The organism is Ligilactobacillus animalis KCTC 3501 = DSM 20602 (genome assembly GCF_001434535.1).
Classification (GTDB): domain Bacteria; phylum Bacillota; class Bacilli; order Lactobacillales; family Lactobacillaceae; genus Ligilactobacillus; species Ligilactobacillus animalis.
In genome coordinates, this window is record NZ_AYYW01000011.1 from 1 (window position 1) to 21,879 (window position 21,879).

14 protein-coding genes, 2 pseudogenes and 1 other annotated feature are annotated in these 21,879 nt (G+C 41.0%); of the genes and pseudogenes, 11 read left to right on the forward strand and 5 right to left on the reverse strand.

Going from position 1 to position 21,879, the window contains the following annotated elements; all coding sequences use genetic code 11:
• From FC30_RS09730 to FC30_RS02490, 7 genes and pseudogenes are all read left to right on the forward strand, one after another.
• Window positions 1-99: pseudogene (locus FC30_RS09730) on the forward strand (RNA-guided endonuclease TnpB family protein); the annotation flags it as partial.
• Window positions 100-289: 190 nt separating this feature from the next.
• Window positions 290-574 (forward strand): annotated as a pseudogene (locus FC30_RS02455) (protein adenylyltransferase Fic); the annotation flags it as partial.
• 91 nt (window positions 575-665) lie between these two features.
• Window positions 666-784 (forward strand) — a sequence feature (ribosomal protein L10 leader region).
• Window positions 785-817: 33 nt separating this feature from the next.
• A complete protein-coding gene (gene rplJ, locus FC30_RS02460; protein WP_004051400.1) occupies window positions 818-1,321 on the forward strand; it encodes a 50S ribosomal protein L10 in 504 nt (167 codons plus the stop codon).
• 64 nt (window positions 1,322-1,385) lie between these two features.
• Entirely contained in the window at window positions 1,386-1,751 is a 366-nt protein-coding gene (gene rplL, locus FC30_RS02465; protein WP_004051402.1) for a 50S ribosomal protein L7/L12, read from the forward strand.
• Window positions 1,752-1,999: 248 nt separating this feature from the next.
• Window positions 2,000-2,953, forward strand: a complete 954-nt coding sequence (locus FC30_RS02470; protein ID WP_010688511.1) for a glutathione S-transferase family protein — start codon at window positions 2,000-2,002, stop codon at window positions 2,951-2,953.
• Between the two features lie 91 nt (window positions 2,954-3,044).
• A complete protein-coding gene (gene mprF / locus FC30_RS02475; RefSeq protein WP_010688510.1) occupies window positions 3,045-5,630 on the forward strand; it encodes a bifunctional lysylphosphatidylglycerol flippase/synthetase MprF in 2,586 nt (861 codons plus the stop codon).
• Window positions 5,631-6,257: 627 nt separating this feature from the next.
• On the forward strand, window positions 6,258-7,451 hold the full coding sequence (locus FC30_RS02490) for an MFS transporter (RefSeq protein WP_010688507.1): 1,194 nt from the start codon (window positions 6,258-6,260) through the stop codon (window positions 7,449-7,451).
• Window positions 7,452-7,512: 61 nt separating this feature from the next.
• Here FC30_RS02490 and nrdF read toward each other — a convergent pair whose 3' ends face one another.
• The 5 genes from nrdF to apf form a co-directional block, all read right to left on the reverse strand.
• Window positions 7,513-8,463 (reverse strand): class 1b ribonucleoside-diphosphate reductase subunit beta, encoded by a 951-nt coding sequence (gene nrdF, locus FC30_RS02495; protein WP_010688506.1) that lies wholly within the window; start codon window positions 8,461-8,463, stop codon window positions 7,513-7,515.
• 15 nt (window positions 8,464-8,478) lie between these two features.
• Complete coding sequence (nrdE, locus tag FC30_RS02500; RefSeq protein WP_010688505.1) at window positions 8,479-10,650, reverse strand: class 1b ribonucleoside-diphosphate reductase subunit alpha; 2,172 nt, start codon at window positions 10,648-10,650, stop codon at window positions 8,479-8,481.
• The gene (gene nrdI, locus FC30_RS02505) at window positions 10,640-11,014 is read right to left on the reverse strand and encodes a class Ib ribonucleoside-diphosphate reductase assembly flavoprotein NrdI (RefSeq protein WP_010688503.1); all 375 of its coding nucleotides are present in this window, start codon (window positions 11,012-11,014) and stop codon (window positions 10,640-10,642) included. The genes nrdE and nrdI overlap by 11 nt, the downstream gene beginning before the upstream one ends.
• Complete coding sequence (gene nrdH / locus FC30_RS02510; protein WP_004051414.1) at window positions 11,011-11,241, reverse strand: glutaredoxin-like protein NrdH; 231 nt, start codon at window positions 11,239-11,241, stop codon at window positions 11,011-11,013. Before nrdH ends, nrdI begins: the two co-directional genes overlap by 4 nt.
• Window positions 11,242-11,416: 175 nt before the next feature.
• A complete protein-coding gene (gene apf / locus FC30_RS02515) occupies window positions 11,417-11,995 on the reverse strand; it encodes an aggregation-promoting factor (protein WP_010688500.1) in 579 nt (192 codons plus the stop codon).
• A 239-nt stretch (window positions 11,996-12,234) separates the two neighbouring features.
• On the opposite strand from apf, the gene FC30_RS02520 reads away from it, so the two are divergent.
• The 4 genes from FC30_RS02520 to addA all read left to right on the forward strand — a co-directional run bounded on the left by FC30_RS02520 (window position 12,235) and on the right by addA (window position 21,823).
• Complete coding sequence (locus FC30_RS02520) at window positions 12,235-13,410, forward strand: acetate/propionate family kinase (RefSeq protein WP_010688498.1); 1,176 nt, start codon at window positions 12,235-12,237, stop codon at window positions 13,408-13,410.
• Between the two features lie 77 nt (window positions 13,411-13,487).
• Window positions 13,488-14,459, forward strand: a complete 972-nt coding sequence (locus FC30_RS02525; protein ID WP_010688497.1) for a ribose-phosphate diphosphokinase — start codon at window positions 13,488-13,490, stop codon at window positions 14,457-14,459.
• Window positions 14,460-14,546: 87 nt separating this feature from the next.
• Window positions 14,547-18,080, forward strand: a complete 3,534-nt coding sequence (locus FC30_RS02530; protein ID WP_056938462.1) for a PD-(D/E)XK nuclease family protein — start codon at window positions 14,547-14,549, stop codon at window positions 18,078-18,080.
• Window positions 18,080-21,823 (forward strand): helicase-exonuclease AddAB subunit AddA, encoded by a 3,744-nt coding sequence (gene addA / locus FC30_RS02535; RefSeq protein WP_010688495.1) that lies wholly within the window; start codon window positions 18,080-18,082, stop codon window positions 21,821-21,823. The genes FC30_RS02530 and addA overlap by 1 nt, the downstream gene beginning before the upstream one ends.
• Window positions 21,824-21,879: the final 56 nt, after the last annotated feature.

Sequence of the window (21,879 nt, forward strand, 5' to 3'; positions counted from 1 at the left end):
AAATATAGAACTAAGCACAACGAATATATCTGTTATGAATGCGGAAATATTATGGACAGAGATGAAAACGCAGTGTTGAATTTATTAGCACTGATATAAAAAATACAGGGGTGGGCTACACCCTTAAACTGTAAGAGTTAGTCACTGTCATTACCCTCTCGTTAGGATATGGGAATACTAATGTTGACGGCAGTAAATAAAATTAGGAAAGGAAAAACTATATAATTCTTTCTAACAGTGTAGAAGAATGTACTTAAACTTCTATATTGTTCTACATTTTATATAGCAGATGAATATTGCGCATCCTTTTCGTGAAGGAAATGGGCGGAGTATGCGTTTGTGGCTCGATAATCTGCTAAGAGCTAAATTAGGTAAGATCGTAGCCTGGAATAATATCGATAAAAACGAATACCTGAATGCAATGAAGCGCAGTCCTGTTTCGACCGGTGAACTCAAATATCTTTTGCAAAATAATTTGACGGATAATCTGAGTAAGGAAAGTTTTTTCAAGGGGATCGATGTTTCATATTACTATGAAGGTTTTAATACCTATAAAACTGAAGATTTGAAGTAAAACTCATGCTGTAGGATATTTGTACTCAGATTTTAAAATTTATTTTGCAAATATACTTGACGCACGATCTATTGCATGGTAATATACTAAAGGTCAATATATGATTCTACCTAAGACTCAGGTGGCGCAAGCCTTAATATCCTGCCGAGGAGTAATGTTACGGTTATTCTCTCTGTGTCTTGGTGGACATGGAGCTTTTTTATTTTAAAAGAGTTTCGACACAATGACTAGGAGGTGAATCAATTGAGTAAAGAAATTATCGCTAAAAAAGCTGCGATCGTTGAAGAAGTTGTTGAAAAATTTGAAAAGGCAAGTTCTGTTGTCGTAGTTGACTACCGTGGTTTAACGGTTGAAGAAGTTACTAACTTGCGTAAAGAATTACGTGAAGCAGGCGTTGAAATGCGTGTTATCAAGAACACATACTTGAAGCGTGCTGCTGATAAGGCAGGTTACGAAGGTCTTGATGATACATTCTCAGGCCCTACTGCCGTTGCTTTTGCTGATGAAGATGTTACAGCTCCTGCTCGTATCTTATCTAAATTCGCAGAAGATCATGAAGCTTTGGAAATCAAGGGTGGTATGATCGAAGGCAAGGTCGTTTCCTTGGAAGAGATCCACGCTCTTGCAAAATTACCAAACCGCGAAGGTATGCTTTCTATGTTGCTTTCTGTATTGCAAGCACCAGTTCGCAACTTCGCATACGCTGTCAAGGCAGTTGCCGACAGCAAAGAAGAAGATGCAGCTTAATGCGCGCATCCTGATCGCTTAATTAAAATATATAATTATTATCTACAAAATGGAGGATTTTAAAATGGCCTTAGATACAGAAAAGATCATTGCTGACTTAAAAGAAGCTAGCATTCTTGAATTAAACGACTTAGTAAAAGCTATCGAAGAAGAATTCGGTGTTTCCGCTGCTGCTCCAGTTGCAGCTGCAGGTGCTGCTGCAGGCGCTGCAGAAGAAAAGAGCGAATTTGATGTTGAATTAACAGATCCAGGTGCTGGTAAAGTTAAAGTTATCAAAGCAGTTAAGGATATCACAGGTCTTGGCTTGAAAGATGCTAAGGGCTTAGTTGATGGCGCTCCTTCCGTTATCAAAGAAGGCGTTGCTAAAGAAGAAGCTGAAGAAATCCAAGCTAAACTTGAAGAAGTTGGCGCTAAAGTTACTCTTAAATAAGAGTTTCTCAACTGATTTACTTTCAGTTTGCTAAAAGACGTATCTCTCATTTGAGGGATGCGTCTTTTTTTAGATTTAAATATCTGTTGTGCGCGATTTTGATTGACAGTTCTTGATGTGTGGTCTAAAATATACAAAAAATATTTTAGGATATGCAAAGTACAGATTTTAGAGACTAGGCAAATAAGTTAAGTATTTGCTAGGAAAAAGCTACAATAAAATTATAAGTGAAGAAAAGAGGTCAAAATATGGGTACTTTAGTTAACGGTAAATGGACGCAAAAAAGTTTAGCTCAACTGCGAGCTGAGGGCAAAGATATCCAAGTCGATCCCGGTTTTCGTAATTGGATCACCCCAGATGGTGCAGCGGGGCCAACAGGTAAAGGTGGTTTTAAGGCTGAGAAAGGTCGGTACCATCTGTACGTTTCTTACGGTTGTCCGTGGGCAAGTCGTGCTTTATTGATGCGTGATCTCAAGGGCTTACAAGACTATATCGGCCTCTCAGTCGTTGATCCGGTATTGGAAGCTGATGGGTGGCAATTTAGCGATTTTCCAGGCACGATCGCTGATCCGATCTTTGGGGCCAAATCATTGCCAGAAGTTTACACCAAAGCAAAAGCTGATTATACTGGGATCGCTAGCGTACCGGTCTTGTTTGATAAACAGACGGGACAGATCGTTAATAATGGATCAGCGGACATCATGCGCATGTTAGAGTCGGCATTTGATGAATTGACGGGAGATCACACCGATTACTACCCTGAGGCTTTACGCACCCAGATCGATGAACTAAATGTTTATTGCGATTCGTTTTATGCTAAAGTCAATGCGACGAAAGATGCTAAAACACAGTCTGAATATGAGCAAGCAGTCGCGCAAGTGTTTACGATGTTAGATGATTTAGAACAGCGTTTAGAAGGTCAAGCATATTTGCTTGGCGATGCTCCAGTTGAGAGCGACTGGAAGATATTTGTTTTCTTAGTGCGCTTTGATGTCGTCTTTTATGGCTTATACAAATGTAACCTCAAACTTTTGAGCGACTATCCTAATCTTTGGCGTTATGTTCGTCAATTGTACAATACGCCAGGAGTAGCAGATGCAGTCAACTTTGAGCATATCAAAGTCCATCATTATCGCGGACAATTAGACTTAAATCCATCGGGGATTGTGCCGGTAGGACCAAAAGAAGATTGGAGTTTATAACTTCCCTAGGTCACCTGTTGTGGGTGGCCTTTTTTTAGTGGGGCATATGGTATAATTAAGAAAGTATAAATTACGAGGGGGTTTTACAAAAATGAAGCAAGCGTTTCAGCAGATGAAAAGCTTCGTTGAAAAAAGAGCAACTATTCTGAAATTAATTTTTGTCCTTTCAGTATTGATTTTTGTAACTTTTGAAATCGGAAAGATCTTTCGCGAGGTCGATTGGTATCAAGTTGAACAGGGACTCGCTGATCAATCATTATTTAGTATTATTTTAATGATTGGTGCCGGTGTTATTGCGGTCAGTCCCATGCTATTGTATGATTTTTCGATCGTTAAATTTTTACCAGATAAATACAGCCTGTGGTACATCTTACGCAGTGGGTGGATCACTAATACGGCAACTAATATTGCCGGTTTTGGTGGCTTTTTAGGAGCAGCTTTGCGGGCTGATTTTTATCACAAAAATGCTAGTAAAAAGCAGGTCGTCTATGCGTTATCTAAGATCGCACTGTTTTTATTAGCAGGTCTATCGCTCTATTGTTGGGTCTCACTAGGATTGATCTTTGGCTTTGATCTTGGTCCACATTTAAAGGGCTATTGGCCGTGGCTGATCGGTGGCGGACTGTATTTTCCGATCCTGTTTCTAACGACTAAATTCAAGCAGGGAGATTTCTTTAAGGATCTGACTTTAAAGCGAGAACTGGTCTTGATCTTAGCTTCATTGTTAGAATGGGGTTTTGCAGCGTTATTTTTCATCTTCATCGGTGAACAACTCGGGATACATACGAATTACGCTGCCGTTTTAGCGTTGTATTTTACAGGTTCGGTATTAGGGATCGTCTCCATGGTGCCAGGGGGCTTGGGCTCATTTGATGTCTTCATGATGTTTGGGTTATTGCCGTTTGGTGTCACCACAGAGCAAGCCGTGATCTGGTTATTGTTTTTCCGTTTGTTCTATTACATCATTCCTTTTGGGATCGGGTTGAGCTTTTTTATCCACTATGCGGGCAGTCAAGTCAATCAGAAGTTAAACGGGATCCCAAAGTTGATCTTGCAAAAGACGGCCCATATATTATTGACCGCTTTTCTATATGTCTCCGGGATCTTATTGTTATTAGAAGCAGCTATTCCTAATTGGGCGTATTCAAACTCATTTTTAGCAAAACTATATCCGTACACCTTTTTATTTATCAACCAGTTGACCGATATTGTCTTTGCATTTGCCTTGATCGGGATGGCACGTGGAATCGAAGCTAAGGTCAAAAAAGCCTATTGGCCGACATTGATCGTTTTAGGGATCGGGATCGTCAATACTTTATGGCGCGTCTACACGCCAACTTTAGCGATCTTTTTAGGTGTGATCTTAGTGATGGTCGTCTTGTCACGTAAAGAGCTCTATCGCAAGCAACTACGCTATTCGATCATTAAAAAGATCGTAGATGGCTCGATTTTTGCGGGGATCTTCTTCTTGTATGCGATCGTTGGGTTTATCAACTCACCAAGCTATGTGCATCATCATCGCGTGCCAACGATCTTTTTATTCCCGGCACAAAGTATCTGGCTTTCCGGGTTTATCGGCTTATTGATCGCGGCTTGTGTCTTATTATTGATCAGTAACTATTTGTGCAGTGGTAAAGACATTTTTGCAAATACTGGTTTTGATAAAGAACGTGTGCGGGCGGTGATCGAAAAATTTGGTGGTAATGAAGTGAGCCATCTAGCCTTTTTACAGGATAAAGAGTTGTATTTTTACACCGAAGATGGCGAAGATAAACTCTTCTTCATGTACCGGATCAAGACTGATAAATTGATCATCATGGGTGAACCGGTGGGCGATCATGCTTATCTCCAAGAAGCTGTCCAAGCGTTCATGCAAGAAGCGGATAATTATGACTATCAATTGGTCTTTTATGAGATCAACGAGAGCTTCACGATGTTACTGCATGAGTATGGGTTTGATTTTATCAAGACAGGTGAAGAAGGCTTGGTCAAGCTAAGTGAGTTTACGCTTCAAGGTAAAAAGCGGCGGGCGCAACGTGCTTTGATGAATAAATTTGAACGTGAAGGCTATGAATTTACTTTTGCCAAACCACCATTTGATGATAACTTGATGGCTGAACTTCAAGCGGTCTCGGATAGCTGGTTAGGTAAACAAGTTGAAAAGGGCTTTTCACTAGGTTTCTTTGATGAAGCCTACTTAAATGAAGCACCGGTCTGTTTGATCCGTGATGCTTCGGGCAAACTAGTCGCATTTGCTTCGATGATGCCGATGGACGAAAAGACATTATCGATCGATCTGATGCGTCACAGTCAAGATGCACCATCCGGGATCATGGACAAGATCTTTATCAGTTTATTCGAGTATGGTAAAGAGCAGGGCTATGAGTACTTTGATATGGGGATGGCGCCGTTATCAAATGTCGGTGAATCACGCTTTAGCTTTATCGGTGAACGAGTTGCGCGCTTTATCTTTGAATATGGTGATCGCTTCTATGCTTTCCAAGGGTTACGTTCCTATAAGAACAAATATGTCACCAAGTGGAGCGCTAAATATACGGCTTATCGAAAGCGGACTTCATTAGTCGATGCGATGATCTTAGTGACATTGACTGTCAACCAAAAGCATATCAAAAAGGGCACCAGACGCAATTTGCTCTTACCAAGATTTTTACAATAAACATTAAGCATCCAGGCATGTGTCTGGGTGTTTTTTGCTTTCTTTGGCAGTAGTTGTTCAGATATACTTAAAGTGGGAATAAACATAGAAGGGATCGGGGAAAATGAAGGATCTATTGTATTTTATTTGGGTAAATGCAATATTTTTTTGGTTACCGCTAATTATCTTAGGTGCAAGTGTAGTTGGCATAATTGCTTTGATCAGAACTAAAAAGTTACCGCCAATTGCCAAGATCGTACTCGTAATACTTGCGCTCCTTATTCTATGGTACGTGGAATTTTACTTGTAGAATAGAAAGGGTTGAGAAAGATGGACGGTTTTTTACAGCTTATGTTGCTCAAAGTGATATTTTTCTTACCACTCTTAACTATTTTAGTAGCAAGTTTAGTGATTATGCTCATTGTGATCAAAACTAAAAAAATGTCGTCCTTGGCTAAGGTCGGGCTTGTTGTGATCTTTGGCCTTATCAGTTTGCTTATGGTGTATGGAATGATATTTGTGGTTATATTTGGATATAATTCTTAAAATTTGGCTCCAGTTGTTAGCTGGAGTCTATTTTTATTGAATGGATTTGGGGAATTTAAGTTCTGTGCTATAATCTGTAACAAATCAAAGGGGAGGAGTGCTTTGTTACAACTACATAAAAATATCAAAATATTTTATTTAGCAACTATTCTGACCACATTAGCGGCATCTTTACCACATGCAGTTTTGACCGTGCTCTTGTTTGCTAAAGGCTTATCATTGACGCAGATCATGCTGGTCCAAGCGACTTATAGTCTGGTCATTTTAGTCAGTGAATATCCCAGTGGCTTATTAGCTGATCTGTATTCTAAAAAAGTTCTCTTTTTATGGGCAAAAGTCTTTTTGATCGGGATGTTTTTGCTAGTTTGGTTAGGTGAAAGCTTTCAGACGATGCTACTTGCTTGGGCGTGCTATGGCTTGGCAATGGCACTTGAAAGTGGGACGCTGGATGCACAACTGATAAATGAACTCAAGCACCAAGATCAAAGCCACCTAGTCGCTAAATTTATCAGTAATACTAATCGTTTGGATCTTATCGGGTTACTGCTGGGCGGGACAATTGGTTCATGGTTGTATTACTCGTTGGGGATAAAGTTTTATTTGGTGAGTGTGAGCTTGACGTTAGTAGCGTTTTTGGCGGTCAGGTATGGTTATCTTGAGGCAAATACTGATATTTCACAGCAAAATTTGAAACAGAGCTTGGTCGCACAAATGGTAACGGGATTTAGCGAACTCAAGCATTCACGGCAGTTACGGCTGATGATCGCCTTGACGATTGCAGGACAATTTTTCTTTCAGGCCCACTACCAACTCTGGCAAGCGTTATTTTTGAAGCAGGGATTTGATAAGGAGCAATTTTATATTTACTATGTTATCTTCCAACTGATAAGTCTTGGTGCCTATAGCTTGCCGGTAAAACTGGACACATCTACGATCAAACGTTGGTATTTGGCATCCATGTTAGGATTAGTGGGTGCGGGTGTGTTTTTAGCATTTACAGTCAAAATGAGTTTTTTACTCAGTTATTTAGTTTTAGTCTTTATCTTCACCCTTTTTGAATATTTCAGCAACGTGCTATTTTCCAAAACAGTTTCACCGACGCATATTTCATCTTTGACTTCATTGCGTTCGAGCTGTGGGCGTCTGGCTTCATTAGCCTCATTGTTGCTGTCGAGTTTACTTTTGACATATCTTTCAGTCAAAAGTGTAGTTTTATTGAATTTTGGTTTGGCGATAATTGCCAGTTTAGGCGTGATCTTTTTAGCGCTCAAGAACAATACAGTTCACAGTAAATAACAAGGGTCCCATTATGATGCGTATCTTTACATCATAATGGGACCCTTGTTATTATATGTTTTTAAAATTCATAATCACTGTCTTGCATAGCTTCCACGTTACCAAGTAAGTAACCATTACCAACTTGAGAGAAGAAGTCATGATTGGAAGTCGAAGTTGAGATCCCGTTCATAACGACAGGGTTAACATCTTCGGCTGTATCTGGGAAGAGCGGATCCATTCCTAGATTCATCAAAGCTTTGTTGGCATTATAGCGCAAGAAAGTCAAAACATCATCGACCCAGCCAACTTGATCATAGAGGAGATGGGTGTATTTTTCTTCATTTTCGTAGAGATCATACAAAAGTTCATACATCCAACCTTTGAATTCTTCTTGTTCAGTTTCACTCAACTCGTTAAAGCCCAATTGGAACTTGTAACCAATATAAGTTCCGTGAACAGATTCGTCACGTAAGATCAACTTGATGATCTCCGCCACGTTAGCGAGTTTATTATGCCCCAACCAATAGAGTGGCGTGTAAAAACCAGAGTAAAAGAGGAATGTTTCCAAGAATACGGAAGCGACTTTCTTTTGCAAAGGTGTTCCGTTTTGGTAGATATCATTGATCTTTTGCGCCTTGTATTGCAAGATCTCATTTGAATCGGTCCAAGCAAAGATCTCTTCGATCTCTTTAGGTGTATTCAAAGTTGAAAAGATCGAGGAGTAACTCTTAGCGTGTACTGATTCCATAAACTCAATATTGTTGAAGACGGCTTCTTCTTGTTGTGTCCGGATATCTTTTTTAAGCACTGCGACCCCATCTTGAGATTGCAAAGTATCCAATAATGTTAAGCCCCCAAAGACTTTAGCAACGACATCTTTATCAGCCTCGGAAAATTCCCGCCAGTCCGCTAAGTCGTTTGAAAGGGGGATCCGAGTATCCAACCAAAATTGTTCGGTCAATTTTTCCCAAGTTGCTTTATCGATCTGGTCTTCTAAATTGTTCCAGTTGATTGCTTTATAGTTTTCCATTTTCCAAATACCTCGCTAAATTACACAGCTTTCGCATTCGTTGACCCCGACTTCATCTTGTGTATCGGTAAACGTGCGGACATAGTAGATCGATTTGATCTGTTTATGATGAGCATAGTTACGTAGGATCGAGAGGTCACGGGTCGTAATCTTATCAGTCCGACCATTCTTCCATTCATAAAGCCCGGCTGGGATCGAGGAACGCATAAAGAGCGTCAAACTCATCCCTTGATCAACATGTTGTTGTGCGGCTGCATAAGTATCGATCACTTTACGCATGTCTAGATCGTAAGCCGAAGTGTAGTATGGTAAAGTTTCGTTTGAAAGATATGGTGCGGGATAATAAATTTTACCGATCTTTCTTTCTTGGCGTTCTTCGATCTTGTTGATGATCGGTTGCAGTGAGGCAGTCGTATCATTGATATATGAGATCGAGCCATTTGGTGCGACGGCTAAGCGATTTTGATGGTAAAGGCCATCTTGTTTGACTGCTTGACTCAATTTTTCCCAATCGGCTTTAGTTGGAATGAAGATATCTTTGAATAGCGCTTTGACTTTTTCAGAATGTGGTGTAAAGTCTTCAGTCAAATACTTGGTGAAGTATTTACCATTGGCATAATCACTCTCTTCAAAACCAACAAAGCTAGTTTGGCGTTCTTTAGCGATCTTGTTGGAAGCAACTAAGGTCCAGTAGTTGAGCAACATGAAGTATAAGCTGGTAAATTCCAAAGCTTCTGGTGAACCATAGTGCATTTGGTTTTTAGCTAAAAAGGCATGTAAGCCCATAGCGCCAAGCCCGATCGTGTGCGCTTGGCGGTTGCCGTGTTGCACGGATGGCACGACATCGATATCTGAATGATCGGTCACAAAGGTCAAGGCCCGTGTCATGGCTTCGACAGACCGACCAAAATCAGGGGAGTCCATCAAGTTAGCAATATTGGTCGAGCCTAAGTTACAGCTGATATCAGTTCCTAAAACATCATAGCCTTGTTGATTGTTGACTAAAGATGGTGTTTGAACTTGCAAGATCTCCGAGCAGAGGTTGCTGGTGATGATCTTACCTTTGATCGGGTTAGCCTTATTAGCTGTATCGACATTGACAACATAAGGATAGCCAGATTCTTGTTGTAATTTTGAGATCTCTTCTTCGAGCAAGCGAGCAGAGATCTTCTTTTTAGCGATATCAGGATCGTTGACCAGATTATCGTATTCGGCTGTAATATCGACGTAAGAGAACGGTGTACCGTATTTTCTTTCGACATCATATGGGTCAAAGAGATACATATCGGCGTTTTGCTTGGCTAATTCGTAGAACTTATCCGGCACGAGCACACCTAAGGAGAGTGTCTTGACCCGGATCTTTTCATCGGCATTTTCTTTTTTGGAAGCTAAAAAGTCGATGATGTCGGGATGGAAAACATTCAGATAAACGACCCCAGCCCCTTGACGTTGGCCTAACTGATTGGAGTAAGAAAAACTATCTTCGAGTAATTTCATGACAGGTACGACCCCAGAAGCTGCGCCCTTGATCCCTTTGATCGGTGCGCCAGCTGAACGCAGGTTACTCAAGGTGATCCCAACGCCACCACCGATCCGTGAGAGTTGAAGGGCGGAGTTGATCACGCGGCCGATCGAATTCATATCATCAGTAACTTGTAAAACAAAACAAGAAACTAATTCACCGCGGCGAGCCCGCCCAGCATTCAAAAAGCTTGGTGTTGCTGGTTGATAGCGTTGGTGAACGATCTCATCAGCTAGTTGCAGCGCTAATTGTTCATCGCCATCAGCAAAGTACAAAGCATTGATCGCTGCACGATCGATGAAACTTTCCAAGTAATAACTACCATCATCGGTTTTTAGCGCATATTGGGTATAAAACTTGTAAGCTGCCATAAAGGTCTTGAAACGAAAATCAGCTGCTTCTAATTGCGCATAGAGCTTTTCGATGAAGGCAAAATCGTATTTTTGGATAAATTGTGTTTCAAGATAATTATTGTCTAGTAAATAGTCAAAGCGTTCTTTAAGTGAAGCAAAGGTCATCGTATTAGGAATGACGTTTTCCTTGAAAAAGGCGCTCAAAGCTGCTTTGTCTTGGTCGAGTTGGATCTGACCGTTTAAAGGAATATTGACTCGGTTGTTTAGGTCGTAGTACGTAACATTGTTGATATCGATATCTTTAAGACTCAAGTTTATTCACCGCTTCCTTGAAATTTTGGACGTCTGTGGGTGTTCCATTGAATTCAAACGAATAGATCACTGGAACATTAAACTTTTTAGACAAGTTTTTAGCTGTAAAAATAAATAACTCTGCAAAATTACGGTTGCCGGTCCCGACGATCCCTTTTAATGATGCAGCGTTATTTGCGTATTCTAAAAATTCAGTCACAGGGTAAGTGATCTCGTCTTCATAAGTCGGTACGATCAAGACGAAAGGTTCATTTACCATAAAAAGTGGGTCCACTGGATCGATCTCAGTGGCATCGACGGTAGGCCCAAGTTTTTTGATGAAGCGTCGGGTCTGCCCGGTGACGCTAAAATAGATTATTTTCATTGAGCTGCCAGCTTCTTTAAGAGATCAGGCCGAAAACCATTGATGATCGGTGCGTGATCTTGTTCTAAAACTGGAACTGTGCGTAAACCTTTTTCTTTTAGGTAGTTGATATATTCTGGATGATCGGAGATATTATGTTCTCCAAATTCAATATTATTCTCCATTAAAAACTTCTTGGTCATCTTGCATTGGATGCAATTATCTTTGGTATATAGATCTAAAGCCATCAGAATAAAACCCCTTCTAATTTGATTGTGATATCAGTATACCACAATTTATACAACATGTAGTATAAATTTTGCTCTGCTAATCGCTAGATATTGTGTCATTGGCTCAACCACGCAAAAAACGGACTCAAAATTTTTTTGAGTCCGTAAAGTGTAAAGTTATATTTAACTGATATTAGTACCAGCCGTTAGCAAGCCAAAATGACTTAGCTGCTTGCCAAGAACCGTAACGATTTGCAACATAGTTATCAGCTACACGTTCTTGGTTTTCTGGGGAGTAATCTCCACCAAGGTAAGAGTTAGTCAATTGATATTTACCATAGTAACGGCCGTTTTGAGCGGTATAAGAACCACCTGATTCAACATTAGCGATCCAAGCTTTAGCACTTGCTTCAGCATCGCTTGATGGAGTTTGTGGAGCAGTTGTTTGCACTTGTTGTGTTTGCTGTTGTGCAGGTTGTGCTTCTTGGACTTGAGTTTGAGCTTGTGGAGCTGCTTGTGCTGGTTGTTGAGCAGCTTGTGAAGCAGCTAAAACGTTGCTACCAAATTCTAAGCGTTGACCAACGAAGATCAAGTTTACATCTTGTAATTTGTTAGCTTGTTGGATCGCATCAATCGTTGTATTGTATTTAAGGGCTAATTCAGATACTGTATCGCCAGCTTTAACGATAATTTCATCGGCATTTGCTGTTTGGCCCAATGCAACTAAACCAGATAACGCGGCAGCTCCCGTAATAACTTTCTTCATTTCCATAAGTAAACTCTCCTTAAAAAAATATTTAATATTTACTTGCTTTTCATTTATCTACACTAGCAGTATACATTTTTTATATAACATACATATTCCGATAAAATTACAATTTGTCACGTTTATGTAACAAACAGATTAATTATTGTCAAATTCCACAAAAATAGAATCTATATGGGAAAATAAAGCATCTTTTTGAATTTTACTTTTTAAGTTATACTTAAAAGTATCGGAGGTGTGCAGAAATGCCTAAAATTTTGTTAATGAATGCCGGAAGTTCATCAGTTAAATGGAAACTATTTGAATTGACCGATGAATCAGTCGTCGCTAAGGGCTTGGTAGAGCGGATGTTAGCTCCAGGTTCAAAGTTTGAGATCAAATATGGAGATCAGACATATCAAGAAATACAAGATAACCTATCTTATGAAAAAGCGGCTGAAATGATCATTGAAAAGATCCAAGAGTTAGAGATCACATCTTTAGCTGACATTAAATGTGTTGGTCACCGTGTCGTAGCTGGAGGAACTAAATTCACGCAAGCTACTAAGATGGATCAAGCAGCGATCAAAGAAGTCTTAGCTTTGAGTGACCATGCTCCATTACATAATCCAATGGAAGCAAAATACATCGAATTGATGCAACAAGTCATGCCCGATACGCCCCAATATGCGGTCTTTGACAGCCAGTTCTTTACACAAATGCCAGAAGAAAATGCGATCTTTAGTTTGCCATATGAATTGACGCAAAAATATGGGATCAGACGTTATGGTGAACACGGGATCAGTCATGAATATTTGGCACAAAAGACAGCTGATCTTTTAGAAAAACCGTTGGCTGATCTTAAATTGATAACTTTGCACTTGGGGAGTGGCTCATCTGTTTCAGCTGTTAAAGATGGAAAAGCCTTTGCTAGTTCGATGGGATTCACGCCTTTGACCGGACTAACGATGGGGACCCGAGCTGGGGATGTTGATCCTTCAATCGTGCTATTTTTAATGAAGAAACTCGATAAAACAGCCGATGAAGTTCTTGAGCTCTTTAACCAAAAGTCAGGGCTATTAGGATTGTCAGGCTATTCGGATGACATGCGTGATATCAAAGCTAATCAAGCTGATCAACGTTGCAAGTTAGCTTTAGATGTTTACCTAAATAAGATCGTGTCATATGTCGGAAGTTATTTTGCCCAATTAGGTGGGGCCGATGTGTTGGTCTTTGCCGGTGGGATCGGGGAAAACAACCCATGGTTACGCGCTGATGTTTGCCAACGCTTAGCTTGTTTAGGCGTTCAATTAGACCAAGAGCTAAATGAAGCTAACCATGAAGGTGTGATCTCCACGGAAACTTCAAAAGTCAAAGTGATGCTAGTTCCAACTAACGAAGAGCTCGCAATGGTCCAACAGATCAAGGCCCAACTGGACTAATAATATGTTATAATCAACATATACTGTGTCTCTAATAATTAAGCTGAACGGCAATTAGACAAAATCTGGAGGAATTTATGGAAAAAATGCAAGAAAATGCAAATATCAAGTTATTTGCATTGAATTCCAATCAAGCGTTGGCACAAAAGATCGCAGATGAACTGGGGATCAAGTTATGTGATGCTTCAGTCAAGCATTTCAGTGATGGTGAGATCCAAATCAACATCAATGAAAGTGTGCGTGGAGACGATGTGTTCATCGTGCAATCAGTCGCTGATCCGGTTAATGAAAACTTTATGGAATTGATGGTCATGATGGATGCATTACGACGCTCCAGTGCTGGTTCGATCAATGCAGTTATTCCTTATTATGGTTATGCACGTGCTGACCGTAAAGCACGTTCGCGTGAACCGATCACAGCTAAGATGATCGCTAATTTCATCACTTTAGCTGGGGCTGATCGAGTTGTGACCATGGACCTACATGCAGGCCAGTTACAAGGCTTCTTCAACATTCCAGTGGATCATTTGTTAGCGATCTACGAACAAGCCGCTTACTTTAAGCAAAAAGGCATTTGTGAAGACGTCGTTGTCGTAGCGCCTGACCATAATAGTGTTAAGGGTGCAAGAAATCTAGCAGATCTCTTGAAAGCACCGATCGCGATCGTTGATAAACGCGATGATGCTCGTTTAGATATCGAGAATTCTTCGATCATTGGTGATGTCAGTGGCCATAACTGCATCGTCTTTGATGATATGATCGATACTGGTGGTAAGATGGCCGATGCAGCGGCAGCTTTGGATAAGGCGGGCGCACGTGAGATCTATGCTTGTGCAACGCATCCGGTCTTTTCAGGAAGTGCCGTCGAAGAGTTAGAAGAATCACCATATAAAGAAGTTGTGGTAACAGATACGATCGCGATCCCAGAAAACAAGCAATTCTCCAAGCTAAAAGTTTTATCGATCGCACCGATCTTTGCGAAAGCAATTTCTTTGATCTATCACAATCGTTCGGTAGATAGTTTGTTCAATAACAACGATAATATTTAATGAAAAGGGGTTCTGTTTTAAACAGAGCCTTTTTTGTTTTGCTTTGATATAATTGGTGTAAATTACATTTAGAAAGGGAAAAAAGTTATGAGTTTGAATTTTGTGCTAGGCACAGCGGCTAAAGACCACCAGACGTTACTGTTAGAGCAGATAAAAAACATCAGTCAAACTGATCCTAAAGCCAAAATATATTACATCGTTCCCAATCATATAAAGTTTGCGGCTGAAGTTTCAGTTTTAGATCAGTTACGGCAAAGTAGAGATCAAGATCTATTAGCCGCTACGGATATCCAGATCCTTTCTTTTTCACGGTTGGCTTGGTATTTTATGAAAAACGATCCTAGCTACCAGTTGCCCCGACTATCGGCTGCTGGAGCTAATATGTTGGTCCATAAGATCTTGCGGACTAAAAACGATGAATTGACGATCTTTAAGAGTGAGCAGACCCAGACTGGCTTTGTGTCACAATTAGCTGGTCAATTGATCGAATTGAGTTTAGCTTTGATCACAAGTGAGGATCTGTGGCATAGTTATGAGATGTTAGAACAGAGTAAAGATACCGATCTAGTAGCTAAGTTGCACGATCTAAGTATCGTTTATCGGGAATTTGAGCAACATATCCAGGGAAAATACCTTGGAACAGCTAATATGCTAGAAGCCTTAGCTAAAAAGTTGGCGCAAAGTGAGCTTAGTCACAGTTATTTTATCTTGGATGGCTTTTCCCAGTTCAACGCCGGCGAATATCAGATCATTACTAGTTTATTGCAAAATGCAGAACAAGTGACCGTTTCTTTAGTCTTGGATCGTCCATATGTCCATCATGCTCCAGAAGCAAGTGAGCTTTTTTACCGCTCAGGTCAAGTGTATTATCGCTTGTATCAGTTAGCACGCCAAGAACATGTTAAAGTCATGGTCGATAGTTTTGCTAAACAAGACCGTGTCAGTGCTGATCTAGTTACGCTGGAAGACTATTGGATTGCTTCAAATGATCTAAAACCATTTACCTTGACCCCTAAGTTGCAAGGTGATCTCCAACTCATCGAGGCTGATGATCGTTTAGAAGAAGTTAAATGTTTAGCCACAAAGATCCGCCAGATGGTCTTACTTGAGGGCTATCGTTACCAAGATTTCTTATTATTGACGCGCCATCTAGATCCGTATAAAAATATTTTGCAACCGACATTTGAGCAATTTGAGATCCCATTTTTTACCGATCTGCAAAAAAAGATGTCCGATCATCCCTTGGTCGAATTGATCCAAGCCCTCTTTTTGGTCGAACAGCGCAACTACCGCTATGAAGATATGATGCGCTTGTTGAAGACAGAGTTGTTGTTACCAAAATGTGAAGGTAAATTCATGCCATTAGCCGAGTATCGCCAAGCTCTTGATCTAGCCGAAAATCAAGTCCTTAAATTTGGCTACCGTAAAAAGGGATGGTTAGGTGAAGATTGGGTCTACTATCGGTTTGGAACTAGTGATTTTGGCGCACGAACGAAAAATGAAGATGAGATCACCGCTAAGATCAATCTGATCAAAAATTATGTAAAAGAACTCTTGCCACCGTTTTATGCGAAGTTGGCTAAAGCTAGTACCGGAAAAGCTGCTGCCAGTTTGTTATATGAATTTTTAGTCGATGCCGGCGTAGTTGAACAGTTAGATCTTTGGCGTAAGCAGGCTTTAAAGGCTGGGAAGGTCGATGCTTCAACGCGTGAAGAACAGGTCTGGGGGACTTTTTGTGATCTTTTAGATGAGTATGTGGAGATCTTAGGTGAGCAGCCATTTGAGCCCCAAGATTTCTTAGATCTGCTCCAAGCAGGTTTTGAAGGAGCAACCTATAGTCAAGTCCCAACGACTTTGGATCAAGTTGTCATCTCTGAAAGCGGGATGGTCCAACCAAATGACAAAAAAGTCGTCATGCTTTTAGGGGCGACAGATTTAGTGATGCCCGACGTTGCTGTCAGTGAAGGGTTATTTTCCGATCATGATAAGGAAATGTTACAGCCGACTCTAAGTGAAACGAGTTACCTACCCGATGATACTGAACATGTTTTAGCCAATGAGCCTTTTTTGAATTATCTTGCCTTCTTGACGCCGACCCAAAAACTCTTTTTGAGTTATCCGCGAAGTGATAATGATCAGCTCGATCTCAAATGTTCACCCTATGTTGAGCGGATCAAACAAGCTTTAGAGCTTCCATTGAGCCACGCCCATAAAAATGATGGAACGAGTGATGCTTTAAATTATATCGGTACTAAACGGACCACAATGAGTGAACTCATCAAAGTCGAACGTCAAGCGATCACCGAACAGCGGGAATTACCCGAAGTTTGGGATCATCTATTCCAAAGCTTTCAACAAGATCCTGCGACTAAACCGTTGTTTGAGCAGTTAAATCGGAGTTTGGACTATAAAAATATTCCTGAGCAACTGACCCCTGAAAGTGTCAAAGGCTTGTATGGTAAAGAATTAAAGACCTCGATCTCGCGGCTAGAAGACTTTTATGCTAATCCGTATGAATATTTCCTAAAATACGGTTTGGGCTTAAAAGAACGTGAGATATTTGAGATGAACGCAGCCAATACAGGTGAATACTTCCATACGTTGCTCGATACATTTTTCAAATTGCTCTTAAAAAATGGGCAAGATCTCAAGTTATTAAAGGGTCCCGAATTTGATGCTTACTTTAGAGAAAGTGTCGAATTGACTAAACGTTTACCACAGTTTAAGATCTTGGATAGTTCTAACCGAATGCGTTTTTTGGCGCGACAATTGAATGCAGCGGCTAAACAAGTTGGGGGAGCGATCCACAAACAGCGGCAATTCAGCAAGTTAAAGACGATCCAGACCGAAGCTTTATTTGGACATGTAGGTGAATTATCCGGTCTAGCTGGGCTGCAATTCACCACACCAAATGATCGTTTAGTGACCGTGCGTGGTAAGATCGATCGGATCGACGAATTGGTTTTAGGGGATAAGCATTATCTAAGTTTGGTCGATTACAAGTCGAGCGCAAAGAAATTTGACCATGCGAAAGCTTATTTTGGCTTAGCGCTACAATTATTGACGTATTTGGATGCTTTACTCAAGAATAAGACGACTTTAGTTAAAGATGCTACAAAAGAGCAGATCGCGACAGCTGGTGCGATGTATATGCACCTTTACAATCCGACCTTCAAGCAAAAAGAGATCTATCAAGCTGTTTATGAAGATGAAGTGCTCAAAAAGAACAAATATAATGGGCTATTGCTAGATCAGACCGATGTGTTAGAGGGGCTAGATGAAAGCTTGCTCGAGAGTTCAGGTAATTCATTGATCTATCCTTTTAGACGAAATAAGAATGGGAGTTATAAAGCAACCGGCGCACAATTAGTGACTGCCGATCAGTTGGAGGCGTGGTTGTTACACAATGAAGAATTGATCAAACAAGCAACGGATATGATCTTTAGTGGGCGGCTCGATCTGATGCCCGCCTTGTTCAAAGATGGTTCGGCGTTACAATACACACCATATGAAGCGATCATGCAGTTTGATCCGATGCTACCTGAAAATAATTATTATCGGCTCCCAACGGAAAAGCCCGCCGATATTTTAAAACTTTTACAAGCTGAGGAGGAAAAATAATGGCTGAGATCAAATTTACACCTGGTCAGCTCCAGGCGATCAACGATGAAGGCAAAAATATTTTAGTTGCTGCTTCAGCCGGCTCAGGGAAGACCCGGGTGTTGGTCGAACGTGTTATCAGGAAGATCAAAGAGAAAACCGCGGTGGACGAGATGTTGATCTTGACCTTTACTGAAGCAGCCGCGCGGGAAATGAAAGAACGGATCCAAGGCGCTTTGCGACAAGCGATCAATGCTGAAGCCGACCCTGAGACTAAGCGGTTTTACCTACAACAACTGACAAAACTCAATGTAGCTGATATCAGTACGATCGATGCATTTTGCTTGCGTATGGTCCAAAAATATTACTATTTAGCCCAGGTCGATCCTGATTTTCGCTTGTTGACTGATGAAACAGAGCGGGCTTTACTGCGCGAAAGTGTTTGGGAAGATCTGCGGGAAGAACTTTACGGTAAGTTAGATTCCTTGTTCGAACAGCTGACCTTGAATTTTTCTAATGATCGCAGTGATGATGGCTTGACTGAACTTGTGATGGAGTTATTTGATTTTGCCAATGTCAATCCTGATCCCAAAGCTTGGCTTGAAGATTTGGCTAAAAATTATCATTTGGAAGCGGGTAATTTAGAGCAAAGTGGTTTTTATCGCAATGAATTCATGCCGTACGTCGCTGAGCAACTGCAAAAATTTGCCAACTATATGGGGCAAGCAGCGCAGATCTTAGAGGAGATCGATGATCCAGAAGATAAGTTAGCAAAATTAAAGGCTCTTTATCATACAGAAGAGCAAGCGCTGTGTAAATTAGCTGAGCTTGATCTGTCAACGATCTCGTATAACGAGCTAAAAGTGACTTTAGAGGCGGTCGAATTCAAACGGGCCCCTGCAGCCCGCTTGGATGATGAACAAAAAGTGCTAAAAAATCAAGCTCAAGCGCTGCGTGATGAGACGAAAAAGCAGTTGAGCGAACTTTTGAGTAATTATTTTAATGCCCAAGAAAGTGAGGCCATTGAGCTATTTACACAAGCTGAGATCTTGGCTAAAAAGGCAGCTGAAGTGGTCTTACGCTTCATGCGCCGCTATCAAGCAGAGAAAAAACGGCGCCATGTCTTGGAATTTAGTGATCTAGAACACCTGACGTTAAAGATCTTACGCCAACAAGAAGATACAAGTGTCAAAGAACTCTTGCAAGCACGCTACAAAGAGATCATGGTCGATGAGTATCAAGATACTAATCAACTGCAAGAAGCGATCTTGACGACTTTGGCGCAGGATAACATGTTCATGGTAGGGGATGTCAAGCAGTCGATCTATGCGTTTCGTTTGGCTGATCCAACACTATTTTTAGGTAAATATCAGAGATTTGGTCGCTCAGATGATCCAAACGAGCGGATCATTTTGGCTGAGAATTTCCGCTCAGCTGAAAATATCACGGCAACGACGAACTTTATCTTTTCACAGATCATGGATCAAAAGATCGGGGAAATGGATTATGACAAAAATGCGCAGTTAGTTTATGGAGCTAAGGATTACCCGGAAATGTCGCTACCGACTGAGATCTTGTTATATACCTCGGAAGAAGATCCTTTGAATGATCCAGCTAAAAAGCCATTAAAAATGCGCTGGGATCAAGAACCAGAAGCGATGGGGCCTGACTTTGAGATCAATTCCAATCAAGAAGGTCAGATCGCTTTAGTGGCTAAGAAGATCAAAGAATTGCATGATGAAAAGTTTGAGATCTATGACCGAGGATCAGGCCAGATGCGTCCGATCACATACGGCGATATTGCAATCTTATCAGAGACACGGACCAATCATCTATTGTTATCTGAAGAGTTGAAGCGACTAGAGATCCCATTTTATGTGCAGAAGTCCCAAAATTATTTTCAAACGACGGAATTGCGGATCATGTTGGCGCTTTTAGCTTTGATCGATAATCCTTACCAAGATATCGAGCTTGCTGCGGTCTTACGTTCACCGATCGTGGGGCTAAAGGAAAATGAGTTAGCCTATCTGCGGATCAATGATAAGAGCGGGGATTATTTCCACGCCCTAGAAAAATTCTATCAAGATCCAAGCAATCAAGGAAAAGAACCGTTTGTCCAAGCGCTTTATGCTAAGATCACACGTTTTATGGAGCAATTGCAAGGCTTTAGAGATCTGGCGCATCAAAATGAACTGGCTACCTTGATCCTAGCGATCTATGAGCAGACAGGCTTTTTGGATTATGTCGGTGGCATGCCAGGAGGGCCCCAGCGCCAAGCTAATCTGCATGCACTTTATGAAAGAGCCGCGATGTATGAACAGAGCAGTTTTAAGGGACTATTTCAGTTCATTGGTTTTATCAAAAAGATGCAAGAAAAACAAGATGATCTCTCCGAGGCGGTCTTAAAGACAAGCGATGACACGGTAAATATCATGACGATCCACGGCAGTAAGGGGCTGGAATTTCCGATCGTATTTTTGATCGATGCGGCTAAAAAATTCAATATGCGTTCACTGGATAAAAAGTATATTTTAAGTGAAAAAGCTGGTCTAGCGATGAATTACTTAGATCAAGAGCGCCGGATCGAACATGAGACTTTGGTCAAAAATCTTGCTAAACAAACCGCTAGAAATAAGAGTGCCGCTGAAAAGATGCGCTTGTTATATGTTGCCTTGACCCGGGCCAAAGAAAAACTCTTTATCGTGGCAGGCTATGATTCACGAGAACAAGTGGAAAAACTGGTCGAAAAGGCTCAAACTTCTGAATTGTTATTGCCAGATGATGTTCGCGCCAATGCCAAAAATTTCATGGATTGGATCTTGCCCGCAGTTGCACGGCGGGAAAATATTGCTCAAGCATTTGATCTCTTAGTGCGACCACACCCAGCTTTAGATGAGATACCAGCCGAATTTGCATTGGATTTTGCTAATTACAACGATATTGCGGATGAACAACGGCTAGCGCAAGTAGATCTAACTAAGTGGTTTGATGAGCAAACCACAGCCCAAACCAAACTTACCCCTGAGATGATAACTAAGATCGATCAGATCCTAGCAGGTAAGTATCAACATGAAGCGGCAACTAGGACTGCTGCCTATCAAGCTGTTTCGGATATCAAGCGTTTGTTTGATGATCCTGACCTTGAGAAAATGGCAAAGATCACGCCCGAGACAACGGCTAATCGTGAAGTCGGTGATTTTAGAAAACCGCGCTTTATGACAGAAGAAGTTCAAGTGACGCCAGCTGCCATCGGGACGGCTGTTCACTTGCTCTTCCAAGAATCGGATCTGACTCAGATCCCAACGATCACAACGGTCAATGCTTTATTGCAACGTTTGACCGCTGATGGCTTGATCACGCCTGAAGTCGCTAAACGGATCGATGTTGCTAAGCTCGTAGCTTTTTATACGACACCGTTAGGCCAAGAGCTCTTAAAAAATCATACGCGGGCTAAGCGCGAAGTAGCTTTTTCGATGGTCTTGCCAGCGGGTAAAGTTTTTGAGGAGTTAGATGAGACCTTGACCGATCCGATCTTAGTCCACGGGATCATGGATGGTTATTTTATCACTGAAAATGATGAGGTCGTTTTATTTGATTACAAGACCGATCATGTTTATGGTGAAGATGGAGTCGAAAAGATCAAACAACGCTATCAAGGTCAGTTGAATTTATATCAAACGGCTTTGGAGCAGATCTTAAATAAACCTGTGCCCCATAAATATCTTTATTTAGTTGAACTTGATCAAGCTGTTGAATTACCGTGATGTCTAACAAATAAAATAATACGACAAGGGACCTACTATGACGCAAAATATGCATC